The sequence below is a fragment of the Williamsoniiplasma somnilux genome, assembly GCF_002804005.1.
GTDB lineage: Bacteria > Bacillota_I > Bacilli_A > Mycoplasmatales > Mycoplasmataceae > Williamsoniiplasma > Williamsoniiplasma somnilux.
Window position 1 is genome coordinate 772,096 of record NZ_CP024965.1, and the last position, 13,687, is coordinate 785,782.

Consider the following 13,687-nt stretch of genomic DNA (forward strand, 5'->3'; position numbering starts at 1 on the left):
AAAAAATAATGTCAAATGACTGTTTTTGGGTTTGAAATTGTATCTTTTTATAAAATTTCAAAATCATGAATTTTTATCTCCACTTATTTTCTAAAATAAATAATACATTAAATTTTAAAAAAATTTTAAAAAAATAGCATTTTTAAAATAAAAATAATAGCTTCTTATATCTTGTTTGACATTTTTAAAATTAATATTAGTATGATTATTATATAAGGGCCAGGTAAAATGCTATGGATTTAACAACATCATTAAGAATTGCAACGATTTGCACTTCTGTTTTCTTTTCTTTAACCAGTGTCACTTTAACAATTGTTTTATATCGAATTAATAGAAAAGAAATAAGAAAAAATAAAAATGAAAATCAAAGAGAAAAAATAATTAAAGGTGGACAAATTGTTGTTGATCGGCTAATCAAAATAGACTATCAAATTAATTCAACTTTAGAAAATCAAATGTCTAAAAAACCATCGGAATTATTTGAGGAATTATTAAATTTGATGGGTACTAAAATTTTCATTATTGAAAATTTTATGAGATTTAATAAAATTAAAAAAATTTATTGTTTTAATAAAAATTACAATTGATATACTGATCATTCAGGAAATGTTAATGTTGACGCTGTGCAATATATTTCAGCAATTCATGAAGAAATTTTAGATTTTTATAAATATGTAGAACGACATGAAAAAATAACTAAATCCAAAATTGTTAATAAATATGAAAAATTAACAAAAATCAAATTTAGTTATAATGATATTAAATGACAGGAAATAAATAATAAATATATTTTTCAAATTTTTAGTTGTGAAGATTGCAAAAATAAATTGCATGCATTTGATCAAAAATATGGCGAAGAATCTAATAATTAATCAGGATTTGCAGTTTGTTTAATCATTCCTATGTATGAATAAACTGTTGTGATGATTATAAAAATATAAGAAATTGTTATTGTCACTAAAGAACTTCAGTATTCAATACCATAAATGAATTCTAAACCTCCTAAGGCATCATTGAAATTTTTTAAAATAAAGTCGAAAGCAACTTTATTCATTATAATGGCCAAAACAATTCCCAAAACACAGGATAATATATAACCAATAGCAATATAAGATGTTAGTTCAAATTTTTTATAACCCATAGTTTTCATGACTGTTAGGGTTTTTTTATTTTGATAAACTACCATAGATGATAACAAGATTATTGTTAATACATCAATCAATAAAACAATAATTGAAACAAATTGAAGGATGTCTCTAATTAATTTTGAACGAGCATAGATTTCTTTTGCCATTAATTCCGTTGAAAAACCTCTGATGCCTGCAAAAATATTTTGTATTTTGCTAATTACTTCTATTGGTGTTTTGCCAGGCTCATAAGCTAAAACTAAGTTGCTTAAAAAGAATGGAGCAAATTCTTTATCAATAACAAAATTTCTGTTTTGAGTTAAATTTTTAATATCAAAATTTTTAATATATTCTTTGCTAATATTTGAAATCTCAGAATTTGAATCAATATTATGAATAAAATTGATAATATGTCTTTCTACTAATTTTTGATCAACATACATAAACCATAATGAGTGATCACCTTTAATAACTTTACTAATTTTAAATTTAATTGGAACTCAAGTTTGATTTTCTTCATTTTTTGTAACAAAGATTGGATCTTTAAGATCTAAAATTTGATTCATTTCATATTTACCATCAATAAAACCGCGTTCAGAAACAGATATATTAATAATTCCGTCATCATTTGGGTTTTCTATAGGCAAAATGTGTTTAGCTCATTTATTGGTGTCAATACCAGTAATGGAGTAACTTTGTTCCGGTCTATTTACATCGTAAAAAGTTCTTTTTAAACCTGTTATTGTTTTATTGGAGTTTGCAAAAAATTTGCCAAGAAATAAATTTGAACCTTCATAACCAGGAAAACTCTTTTTTAATTCTTTTTCTGAATCTAATAAAGCTAAAAACTCAGGTGCATATTGCTCAAGTTCGGTTCTAAATTTTTTTGCAAAAGTATCAAGATAGTCAATTGTTAAATAACCACCTTTTCTGTCAAGAGATAAATCGGTAGTATAGTGTTTATTTATAAAATCTAGTAATTTAATAATTTCTTCAGAAAAATCGTCTGTGGAAATATCTTCAGCACTTAGTTTATCAAAGTTTTTTTCATCTTCTAAAATTGTTAAAGCTGTCGTTCTTCTATCATTATTAAATGGTCTGTTTTTATGAGCATGATACGAAATGGAATTATACGGTGTATAAACATCTATGACATCATAACTCATTTTTCTTAGTGAAACCGTTAAACTTGTTGAAAGAATGAAGGTAGTGATAGCAACACCCGTTAATAAAAACATAGAAACATTTTTTCCAAAATTAGAAAGCGCTAAGTGTGCTCTGATTTTAAATTTAGGATTAGTTTTATATAAGATTTTGGAATTTATTTTTGCTGATGTAGTTGCAATTTCAATTTTATAAGATTTCATAACTGTTTTAATGATATACAAATTCAATATTGCAAAGCTTCCTAAAATGATTAAGTATGTAATAATAATTATTATCCAAGTTATTCAAGTTGTGTGTCAAAATTCTCAATGAAAAGACATTTTTTGAAAGACTATTTCGCTTATTATTTTTTGAAAAAATAAACCAACAAAAGTACCCACTATAGTTGACAAGAGTAAAGGGATAAAAATTTCAAAAGTATTGAGCAACGATAGCATTCAATTTTTAGTTCCTTCATTTTTTAAAGTCACCAAGTTTTTAATATTTAATTTTGAAGATTGCGAAGTCACCATTCAATTAACAAAACATAAGAGTATCACAATGAAAAAAGCAATCATGATCAAAAGCAATGGTAAAGTTTGGCCAATTAGCACAGCGATGTCAATTGAATCTGAAGAATTGGTAATTGGCAATTTTTTCAAAACCACACCATTATGCAAAGAAAATAAGCTTTCGTTAATTTTGAAGTTTAAATTTTCTATATTTGGACTGTTTTTAAATGAAAATTTAATATCATTATAAAAATTTCCAAAATCACCTTGGATAATCTTTTTGGTTTTATTTCAAGATTCTTGTGTTAAAAAAATACTATTGTTTGTTCTAGAAATTGTTTTATAATCGAATGCCGTTCCGACAATTTTCTCTTTAATATAGGAATTTTCTGGATCATCAGAATCTTGGTATGAAATTGTTAGATAATCACCAATTTTAAGATTTAAGTTAGCTAATGTTTTTTCTGTCAAATAAATTCCGGATTGAGAATTTTGAATTCCTGAAGTAACTGTGAACTTAGAGTCGTTATTAACTCTGTAAAAATTATTATCCATTTGTCCAAGGTATATTGATACATCATCAATAACTTCATTATTTTCATTTAAAAGATTACCCAATAATTCAAAAGGATAATCAAAAACCACATTTCTTATATTTATGAATTTATTAAAAATAAATCAATAATAAATATTATTGTCAAAAAAAGCTAACTCTTCTTTAATTATTTGAGGTAATGCACTATATGAAAAATTGTAATCATCAGCAGCAATAAAAATTTCATTTAAAGGTGATACATTGGTATCAAAAATATATCCCGATCGATAAGCTAAACTAATTTTAAAATCACGTTCTTTCTCTTTATTATTAAATCTAATTACCTTCTGTTCTTTTGATTTTTGCTCAATTAGTTCATTAATGTTTTCGATTCCCAGATCTGAAAGTACCACCAAACTTTCTTCACTTGAATCATAATTATAAAGTTGTAGCACAGTGTCAGCTTTTTTTGTATTTAAAGCAGGTTTTAATTGATTAGATAAATTCAAACCAAAAGACAGCAAAGAAATAATAATTCCCATGACAATAATTAAAAAAAAGAAAAAGGAAAAATAGAAAAAACTTTTTCTCTTAAGATTAAATATAGCTTCTTTAAAAATTAGTTTAACCATTATTAAATCCTTATAATCATATTATACAAAAAACACTTATATTAGTAAGATATAAAGTTATGAACATTATAATTTTTGTTTAAATATAAAAAAAGATGCTTACACATCTTTTTTTAAAATAATTTTTGTGGAGTGGGTAATTCATTCCCTGCTTCATCAACAAGATAAAGGCTTTCAGTAATTACTTTACATTGAATTCCATCAACCTTAACTATTCCTAAGTTTACATGAACGCGAGTTAAATTACCCTTTTCACGAAAACTTAAAATTCCAATTTTTAATGAAGATACTAATGGAATCATATTACCCATAATACCAATATCACCATCAATTGTTTGCACGTTAACGATGTCAACTTCTTTATCGTTAATGAAAGTTCCATCAGGAGTAACAATTTTTAGTTTAATACTCATAATTGTTTTCCTCCTTATTTACCACTTTTTTCTTTATTAAATTTTTCTTTAACTTCATCAATTGTTCCAACATACATAAACATTAATTCTGGAATATCATCACATTCTCCATCTAGAATTGCTCTAAAAGATTTGATAGTTTCAGATACTTTAACAAATTTACCTGGACGACCAGTAAATTTTTCACCAACAAAGAATGCTTGTGATAAAAAGTTACGAATTTTACGAGCACGTGAAACAATTAATTTATCTTCTTCAGATAATTCATCCATTCCTAAAATTGCAATAATTGATTGTAAATCTTTATACTTTTGTAATGTTCCTTGAACTTGTAATGCTACGTTATAATGTTCATCACCAACAATTTCAGGATCTAACATACGTGATGAAGAAGCTAATGGGTCAATTGCTGGATAAATTCCTAATGATGCAATTGAACGATCTAAAACAATACGTCCGTCTAAGTGAGCAAATGTAGTAGCAGGTGCAGGATCAGTTAGGTCATCAGCTGGTACATAAACTGCTTGAACTGAAGTAATTGATCCCTTTTTAGTTGAAGTAATACGTTCTTGTAATGCTCCCATTTCTGTCGAAAGGGTTGGTTGGTACCCTACTGCTGAAGGCATGCGCCCTAGTAAGGCAGACACTTCCGAACCTGCTTGTGTAAATCTAAAGATGTTATCAATAAATAATAGAACATCCATATTATTTTCATCTCTAAAGTTTTCAGCAATTGTTAAACCTGTTAGGGCAACACGCATACGTGCTCCTGGAGGTTCATTCATTTGTCCAAATACTAGTGAAGTTTTATCTAAAACTCCGGCTTCAATAAATTCATGGTAGAGATCGTTACCCTCGCGAGTACGTTCTCCAACCCCGGCAAAAACTGAAACCCCATTATGTGCTTTAGCAATATTGTTAATTAACTCTTGAATTAAAACGGTTTTACCAACTCCGGCTCCTCCGAACAATCCAATTTTTCCTCCTTTAGCAAAAGGAATCATTAAATCAATTACTTTTATTCCTGTTTCAAGAATTTCGGCATTTGTTACCAATTCATCGTATGCTGGTGCATCACGGTGAATTGGCATTCTTTTACCTTTAAATTCTGGTTTTTCATCAATTGGATCACCAGTTACATTAAACATTCTTCCCAATACATCTTTACCCACAGGGGCTTGAATTGGAGCTTTAGTATTAATAACTTCTAATCCACGAGTTAAACCATCAGTTGGTCCCATGGCAATAGCACGGACCATCTCATCACCAATATGTTGTTCAACTTCTAAAATCAGTTTAACACCGTGATTATCAACCACTAAAGCATCATAAATCATTGGAATGTCATCATCGTTAAATCTGACATCGACAACCGGACCTAAAACTTGAACAATTTTACCATTTGTTTTTGGCATTTTGTTTCCTCCTTTGTTATTAATTATCTTGTTGTGCGTTGGCCCCAGAAACAATTTCAGAAATTTCTTGTGTAATTGCCCCTTGACGTTCGCGATTATATTTCAATGATAAAGATTTAGATAATTCTTCACCATTATTAGTTGCGTTTTCCATCGCTGTTCTTCTTGAAGCTTGTTCAGAAACTTGCGATTCTACGATTGTTCCAAATAAAACAGTATTTAAATATAAATTAACTGTAGCTTCTAAAATAACTGTTGGAGATGGTTCAAATTGAATTTCTTGTTTTGGACCTTTTTTAGCTTCTTCAGCATCTTTTTTGATGGGAAATAAAGTTAACTCTGTTGGTTCAAATGTTACGTTATTAATAAATTTGGTGTAAACCAATTTAATTTCATCAAATTCTTTACTAGTGTAATAAGACATGATATCTTGACCAATTTCACGAGCTTGTTCATTTGAAAAATTAATATCTAAATTGGTAATTTGTGATCTAATTGCAATTTTTCTTGCTTTATAAAAAGAAACAGCTTTGTTTCCAATTGCAAAAATTTCATCATTTTCTTTAATCCCTGCCATCACTAATTTATTGACATTATTATTGTATCCACCACAAAGGCCAAGATTAGAATTAACAACAACTCATAAAGTTTTTTTAATTTCTTTACCTGGTTTTAGGAGAAAAATAGAGTCCTCAGTTTGTTTAATAATTTCGTTGAAGACACCATATACTTCTGATACGTATTCATGTGTTTCAACTACCTTTTTACCAATACGGCGTAATTTTGCAGAAGCAACCAATTGCATAGCATTGGTGATTTTACCAATGTCTTTAACTGATTGAATTTCCGCTTTTAATCCACTTAAATTTGGCATTTAATTATTTACCTAACTTATTGAAATCTTCTTGTTTCCCGTAATTTGTAGCTTTGTAGTCATGAATATTTTTAGTCATTTTAATAACAATTTTTTCAATTTCTTTGGTTGCTTCAGCAACTTCTTTTTCGTCATATGCTATTGCTTTTTCAACTTTGATTTTTATCAATTTAGCTGTTGCATTTTTTTCAAAATGAGTCATTACTTCATTTTTAAAACTTTCCATAGATTCAATTGGCAATCATTTAATAGCATGCGATTTAATCGCTAGCAATAATAGTGATTGATTAATTTGATTAATTGGTGAATATTGTCTTTGTTTTAGTAAAGCAATAATTCTTGCCCCATGTTCTAAAGTAGCTTTAGTAGTTTCATCTAAATCAGAACCAAATTTTGCAAATGATTCCAATTCATAGTATTGAGCTAACTCTAATTTTAAAGTTCCACTCATTTGTTTTACTGCTTTAATTTGAGCAGTTGAACCAACACGAGAAACTGATGGACCAATATTAACAGCCGGTCTTACTCCTGAGTTAAATAAATCTGATGATAAGAAAATTTGTCCATCAGTAATTGAAATAACATTAGTAGGTATATAAGCCGAAATATCTCCTGCTTGAGTTTCAATAATTGGTAACGCAGTAATTGAACCACCACCAAATTTTTCATTAACTCTAGCTGCACGTTCTAATAAACGTGAATGCAAGTAGAAAACATCTCCAGGATACGCTTCACGCCCTGGTGGTCTTTTTAATAGAAGTGACATTTCACGATATGCTACAGCATGTTTTGAAAGATCATCATAAACTATTAAAACATCTTCTCCATTTTCCATTCATTCTTCTGCAATTGTAACCCCTGTATAAGGTGCTAAATATTGCAAAGGTGCTGATTGTGAAGCTCCGGCATTAACAATAACTGTGTAATCCATTGCTCCATGTTTTTTTAATTTTTCAACAACTTGAGCAATTGTTGAATCTTTTTGTCCAATTGAAACGTAAACACATTTTACTTTTTTACCTTTTTGATTAATTATTGCATCAATAGCAATTGCAGTTTTACCTGTTTGACGATCTCCAATAATTAATTCACGTTGACCTTTACCAATTGGAATTGCTGAGTCAATTGTCAAGATCCCTGTTTCCAAGGGTTGATCAACAGATTTACGAGCCATAACTCCTGTTGCAATTTTTTCAACTGGTTTGTGTTTTTTAGTTTTGATTGGTCCATGGTCATCAATGGGATTTCCCAAAGCACTAACCACACGACCTAACATTTCATTACCAACAGGTGTTTCAACAATTTTTCCTGAACGTTTAACAATGTCTCCTTCTTTAATTAAAGTGTCATCACCGACGATAACAGCTCCAATCGCACCTTCTTCAAGATTAAGAACCATTCCATAAACATTTTGTGGAAAAATTATCAGTTCACCCATCATAGCTTTATCTAATCCGTAAATTAAAGCAACACCATCTCCAACCGTGGCTACCGTTCCTTGTTCTGCTTGAACAACTTTTTTTCCATAGTTTTTAATTTGTTTTTCAATTACTTCAGAGATTTCTTTAATATTTAAAGCCATATTACCAAACCTCTCTAATTTTATTTTTTGGCTAGTGCTTCATAACGCAGTTGATCTAATCTACCTTTGATTGTTCCATCAAAAATATTATTAGCAACAATTATTTGGACACCACCAATTAATTTTTCATCAATTTTATTAACAAGCTTAACTTGCTTTTTTAATTTTTTTGATACTTTAATTTCCATTGTCAAAATCTGTTTATCACTAATTTTAGTTGTAGATCAAACTACACCATAAACAAGATCTTGTAATGCCATTAATTTTTTACGCATACTTTTAAAAATTGCACGCGCATAAGGGAATGAACCTGTTTCAACCAACATTTTCATGGCGTTAACTAAATATTCATTAACTCCGTTTTTAGCAAAAGTTTCATCAACAATTTTTAATTGTTGATTACGAAAATCTTTTGTTCTTACGGAAAGAATTTGTACAAAATCATTTCTATTTTTTAATAAATCAATCAAAACTGTCGCTTGAGCAATATATCGATCAACTTGTTTTTGTTCAACTGCAATATTTTTTAGAGCATTACCTCAATTATCGATAACTGATTCTTTTAAAATCATTTAACTATTTAGCCTTTTTATTTTTATCTAAATCTTCAATAAATTGGTCAATTAACTCTTGATTTTTTGTTTTAGAAACTTCTGTTTCTAAAACTTTTGAAGCAGCTGCAAAAGCAACATTAATAATAGATTCACGAATTTCTTCTTGAGCTTTTGCTCGTTCTCTTAAAATTGAGTTCTTCGCGTGATTTTGTAAATTTGATGCTTCGTTATTTGCTGTTTCAAGAATTTGCGTTTTTTGAACATCAGCATCAACACGAGCATTTTTAATTATTAATAAAGATTCAGTTTTAGCGTCCCTCAACACCATTTCTGCTTCTCGTCGATCTTTATTAGCTAATGTTTGTTTTTCAACAGCATCATCTAATAATTCATTAATTTTAGCTCTACGATTATCAATAGAACTTCTAAATGGTTTATAAACCAATTTGGATAAGACAATGATAATAACAATAGTTGCTAAGACGTGTGCAATAAAATTTGGTAAATTTGGAAATAATTGTCCAACAACTTCTGGAACACCAGGAGTTGCTAAAAACGGAATACCAAATGTCATATTATTACCTTCTTTCTTCTAATATTTAATAATAAACAAAACCTTTATTATGCAACGAATACCAAAAGAATTGCGATAACTAAAGCATAGATAGCTCCTGATTCAGCAATCCCTGCTGCAATAATCATTGTTGAAGTAATTTTTGATGCCATTTCTGGGTTTCTTCCGATTGCCATACATGCACCTTGTCCAACTGCACCTTGTCCGATTCCTGCTCCGAATACTCCAATTCCCGCAACTCCGGCTCCTAAGAATTTTAATCCATCTCCAGTTGAAGTTGTTGCTGCTGTTTCTGCTAAAAAGTTTGGCAAGATTGTTGCAAGGGCTGCAAATAAATTACCATAAACGTTTGCCATTAATTCTGTAAATAACATATTTAAGTTCTCCTTTTTTATAAAACTACTTGTTTTTGTTTTTTTGTTTTTTTAATGCGCTTCATTTCAATTTGTCCAGAACTTGCTACTACAACTTCTGGTCTCACATGCATTTGACCTTCTGATTCTTCTTCACCCATGGCCTCTGATCAATAAGATAACGTCAGCATTGTAAAGACCACGGCTTGAATGCTTCCTTCAAATAAATCGAAGTACATATGAAACATTGGTGCAACAAGTGTTGTGAAAATATTAAATCCTGATCAGAAATAAATATACTGCTGTTTTCAAGTTATATCTCAGCTGTCTTCTGAATTATAAATATCCACATTCAATCAAGTATGACCTTCAAGAATTGAAACATTTCCTGAAAAACCTGCTTGAATTCCGATTGATAACGAATATAGAAGTCCTAAAATAATTGAACCACCTAGTAAGTTACCAAATAAACGGAATGATATTGAAACTAAAGGAGTAAATTGTGTAAAGATTTCAATTGGATTAATGTACTTTTTGAAGTATGCCATTTTTTGATATTTAAAACCAAAATAATAAATCCCAAAAAAGGTCACAAGCCCCATTGATAGAGTTACTGTGTATGAAGTTGTCGCTGATTCTACACCAAGTAAACTAATTAGCGATGAAACAATAATGTATAAAATTATATACAAAGCATAAGGAGTTAATTTTCTGTATTTTGTTCCCATGATCGAAACCACTAGATTCTCTACAGAAGAAACTAACATTTCGATTAGTACTAAAAAACCACTTATACGTTCGCCTTCTTTATGACCGCGAATTTTCACGTTGTAAGTGATCGCAATTGTACAAATAACAATTGTTGTCAAAATTATTGACGTAAATTGTTGGGACATTTTATTTCATCCTTCGAATAACTCACCCATTAACTTTCTCCCTCCTTTTCTTTAAACTATTAAGCATTTTATTTATCTAAATAAAGGGAATTTTGTTTTAATAAAATTCCATTAAAAAACGGAAATAAAATAACCGGCACAAGGCCAATTAAAACTCCCATAATATAAAATGGTGTTCCTTTAAATAAGAACGCTAATAGTAATGGAATCATATAAATACCAACGCGCACAACATACATAAAGTAATATAAATAATGGTTTTCTGTTTTCATTAACTGGGCAACAGCTTTCTTCATTACAAAGATTGCCAACATTGCCGCTGTTGCACCTAACAAATAACCAGTAATTCAATTTCATTGAATAGTTTTGGTGCCAACCAAGACCAACAAAACTATTAAAGATATTAAATTAGTTATAACCAATAAAGCATAAACCATCAATTCAGCCTTATTCAGTTTTTTTAACCTATTCACTTTATCAAAAAGACTCCTTTGAATTTCTTATAATTCCATTAATATAATTTTACCTAAAAGCATATTTGAATATATAGTTTTTAAAGAAATTTATAATAATAGTTTTCTATAAAAAAACCACCATTTGGTGGTTTTTTCCGTTCTTTTAACAAAACTCTTATTTTTTTACTGAAATACTGATTATAAATTTTAGTTTTTAGTTTTGTTTAAATTAAGAAATTAAATAATATTTTATTTTAGTTAAAAAAACGGTTGTCTGGATTACTATTAATAATTCTTTTACTATTATTTTTATTATAAAAATTTCAACCAAGCATAATAACAATATAAAAAATATTCATTATGTAAATTCATCAATATTCAATTTTATATTTTTCAACATCCTGAGGAATTGATAAGATATTGTTAAAGAACAGGATAATCATATAAAAATAATTTAGATTATATAATTTTGGATTGTCTTGAGCAGTAAGAATCAAAATAAAATATAAAAACATTAATAAAGCGCAAATAATTATTAAGCAATTTGCTAAGGGATGGATTTTACCCGATTTAAAAGATTGGTAAGAAACTCATGAACAAGCAAAATAAACTAATGTTGGTCCTAAGAATAAATAAAAAATGAAAAATAGTACCAAAGTTGTTTGCGGATCTTGTGGTCAACCAGCATCCTGATATGCAATACATAAAAGAATCAAAGAAATTACAGATTGCAACAATATCAAACTATACAAAGCTAAATTAATTCCAAAGAAATAATTTTGTTTAAAAAAACTATTTGCAAATAAATTTTTTACATACCCGTTTTTAATATTTACATTAATTGTTCTATTTAAATACCATGCGACACCACACACTAAAATCAATCTAACTGAAAAAGCAATATTTGTAGTTGCACTAGCAACGTTCTTATTTTCGCCGATTAATTAATAACGCAAGAGATATTGAAATTGTTAATAATAAATTAATATCGTTAAAAATGTTTTGGAAATACTGTCAAAGAAACTTAATAAAGTTCTTTGAGCAATTAACAAAGTTTTATTCATAAGTATCACCTTTTTTAAAATCAAAGTTTTTAATTTTATTTTTAATAATTTGTTTACGTTTTGTATAATCACCATCTAATTTAAAATCATCAATTATTTTCCCTTTTTGAAAATAAATAACTCTACTACAAAATTTTGCCATTTCTTCTTCATCGTGTGTGATCATAATGACTGTTTTACCTAGATTGATAATTTCTTCAATATTTTTTTGATAATTGTTTTAAAACGTTTATCTATTCCTGTCAAAACTTCATCTAAAATTAAAATGGAAAAAGGTTTAATCAAGGCGACTGCAAATCTTAATCTTTGTTTTTGACCAAAACTTAATTCTTTGAATTTTAACATAGCCACATTTTCTAACTCGTAATCATTAAGTACCTTGTTGATATCACAAGCAAAACTATTGGCTTTATTTAAAAATATTAACTGATTGATGACAGTTTTTTCATCAAAAAAAGAATCTTGAAAAACAACAGAAAAAAGTGGTTCATTAGCATTAATTTCTATTTGCCCTTTTTGAAATGCTTTAGCTCCAGTTATTAAATCAATAAAAGTTGATTTGCCACTTCCGTTTTGACCATAAATACCAATTACTTCTTTATCTTTAATTTCTAGTTCCTTTACAAAATATCGAACACAACTTTTTTTCTTGTTAAAAAAGAGTATTCTGGACCAGTTATTGAGTAATGCAAATTATTTATTTTTAACATAAAAACCCTATTTTACAATTTATAAACCTTGCATCACAAAAAAATGAGTTAATCAAATTAATATTTGTATTACTAAAATTTGAAACATAAGATTTGTGCCATAAAAGAGATAAACTATTTAAAAAAGTCACTTCTCAAAATTTGGAAAATGACTTTTTTAATAATTATTTTGTTCCAAAAATTCTATCCCCGGCATCTCCAAGGCCTGGAACGATATATGAATCAGCATCCAATTTTTCATCTAAACTCGCTGCAAAAATATCGACATCAGGGTGGGCTTTACTTAGAGCGTCAACACCTTCAGGACAAGCAACTAAACAAATAAATTTAATAGTTTTTGCCCCTCATTCTTTTACTATATCAATCGCTTTAATCGCTGATCCACCTGTTGCTAACATTGGATCTACAACAAGAATAAAAGATTGTTCAATATCTGATGTTTTCTTTGCAAAATATTGAACTGGTTGTTTAGTAACTTCATCTCTATATAACCCCACATGAGCAATTCTTGCTGTTGGAATAATTGATTGAATACCATCAACCATTCCCAATCCAGCTCTTAAGATTGGGACAAGAACTACAGGAGATTCAATTGTATAACCAATTGTGTCAGTTACTGGTGTCTTAATTTTAATTGGTGCAACCGGAACATCTCTAAAAACTTCATAAACCATTAGTGATGCAATTTCATTAAGATTCTCTCTGAAATCCTTTGAAGATGTTTCTATCCTTCTCATTCTTGTTAATTTATCCAATATTAATGGATGTTTAAATTCTGTAAATGCCATAAATTATTCTTCTCCCTTTTTAATAATAAATTAGCTCAGAAAAAAAGCAACTATAGG

15 protein-coding genes are annotated in these 13,687 nt (G+C 28.5%); 1 reads left to right on the plus strand and 14 read right to left on the minus strand.

The annotated features are described in order from the left end of the window. Positions 1–233: 233 nt before the first annotated feature. Positions 234–872, plus strand: a complete 639-nt coding sequence (locus tag ESOMN_RS03440) for a hypothetical protein (RefSeq protein ID WP_024863553.1) — start codon at positions 234–236, stop codon at positions 870–872. Here the strand turns inward: ESOMN_RS03440 and ESOMN_RS03445 are convergent. The 14 genes from ESOMN_RS03445 to upp form a co-directional block, all read right to left on the minus strand. Beyond that, entirely contained in the window at positions 869–3,952 is a 3,084-nt protein-coding gene (locus ESOMN_RS03445; protein ID WP_024863554.1) for an FtsX-like permease family protein, read from the minus strand. The two genes, ESOMN_RS03440 and ESOMN_RS03445, sit on opposite strands and share 4 nt — an antisense overlap. Before the next feature lie 113 nt (positions 3,953–4,065). After that, positions 4,066–4,365 carry a F0F1 ATP synthase subunit delta/epsilon gene (locus tag ESOMN_RS03450; protein ID WP_024863555.1) on the minus strand — a complete coding sequence of 100 codons (300 nt, stop codon included), beginning with the start codon at positions 4,363–4,365 and terminating at the stop codon, positions 4,066–4,068. A gap of 14 nt (positions 4,366–4,379) precedes the next feature. Continuing rightward, positions 4,380–5,780, minus strand: coding sequence for a F0F1 ATP synthase subunit beta (gene atpD, locus ESOMN_RS03455; protein ID WP_024863556.1), 1,401 nt, complete (start codon positions 5,778–5,780; stop codon positions 4,380–4,382). Positions 5,781–5,799: 19 nt separating this feature from the next. Beyond that, entirely contained in the window at positions 5,800–6,654 is an 855-nt protein-coding gene (gene atpG / locus ESOMN_RS03460) for an ATP synthase F1 subunit gamma (RefSeq protein ID WP_024863557.1), read from the minus strand. Positions 6,655–6,658: 4 nt separating this feature from the next. Continuing rightward, positions 6,659–8,236 carry a F0F1 ATP synthase subunit alpha gene (atpA, locus tag ESOMN_RS03465; protein ID WP_024863558.1) on the minus strand — a complete coding sequence of 526 codons (1,578 nt, stop codon included), beginning with the start codon at positions 8,234–8,236 and terminating at the stop codon, positions 6,659–6,661. A 20-nt stretch (positions 8,237–8,256) separates the two neighbouring features. Further along, positions 8,257–8,808, minus strand: a complete 552-nt coding sequence (locus tag ESOMN_RS03470) for a F0F1 ATP synthase subunit delta (RefSeq protein ID WP_024863559.1) — start codon at positions 8,806–8,808, stop codon at positions 8,257–8,259. Positions 8,809–8,812: 4 nt separating this feature from the next. Next, positions 8,813–9,364, minus strand: coding sequence for a F0F1 ATP synthase subunit B (gene atpF / locus ESOMN_RS03475; protein WP_024863560.1), 552 nt, complete (start codon positions 9,362–9,364; stop codon positions 8,813–8,815). Between the two features lie 47 nt (positions 9,365–9,411). After that, positions 9,412–9,738, minus strand: coding sequence for an ATP synthase subunit c family protein (locus ESOMN_RS03480; RefSeq protein ID WP_024863561.1), 327 nt, complete (start codon positions 9,736–9,738; stop codon positions 9,412–9,414). A 17-nt stretch (positions 9,739–9,755) separates the two neighbouring features. After that, positions 9,756–10,643 (minus strand): F0F1 ATP synthase subunit A, encoded by an 888-nt coding sequence (locus tag ESOMN_RS03485; protein ID WP_024863562.1) that lies wholly within the window; start codon positions 10,641–10,643, stop codon positions 9,756–9,758. A 38-nt stretch (positions 10,644–10,681) separates the two neighbouring features. Beyond that, the gene (locus ESOMN_RS03490) at positions 10,682–11,086 is read right to left on the minus strand and encodes an MG406 family protein (protein WP_156920192.1); all 405 of its coding nucleotides are present in this window, start codon (positions 11,084–11,086) and stop codon (positions 10,682–10,684) included. Between the two features lie 236 nt (positions 11,087–11,322). Next, positions 11,323–11,943 (minus strand): hypothetical protein, encoded by a 621-nt coding sequence (locus tag ESOMN_RS03495; RefSeq protein WP_024863564.1) that lies wholly within the window; start codon positions 11,941–11,943, stop codon positions 11,323–11,325. A 181-nt stretch (positions 11,944–12,124) separates the two neighbouring features. Then, the gene (locus tag ESOMN_RS03835) at positions 12,125–12,298 is read right to left on the minus strand and encodes a hypothetical protein (protein WP_156920193.1); all 174 of its coding nucleotides are present in this window, start codon (positions 12,296–12,298) and stop codon (positions 12,125–12,127) included. 14 nt (positions 12,299–12,312) lie between these two features. Beyond that, positions 12,313–12,819, minus strand: coding sequence for an ATP-binding cassette domain-containing protein (locus ESOMN_RS03500; RefSeq protein ID WP_084027477.1), 507 nt, complete (start codon positions 12,817–12,819; stop codon positions 12,313–12,315). Between the two features lie 187 nt (positions 12,820–13,006). Further along, positions 13,007–13,630 (minus strand): uracil phosphoribosyltransferase, encoded by a 624-nt coding sequence (upp, locus tag ESOMN_RS03505; RefSeq protein WP_024863566.1) that lies wholly within the window; start codon positions 13,628–13,630, stop codon positions 13,007–13,009. Positions 13,631–13,687: the final 57 nt, after the last annotated feature.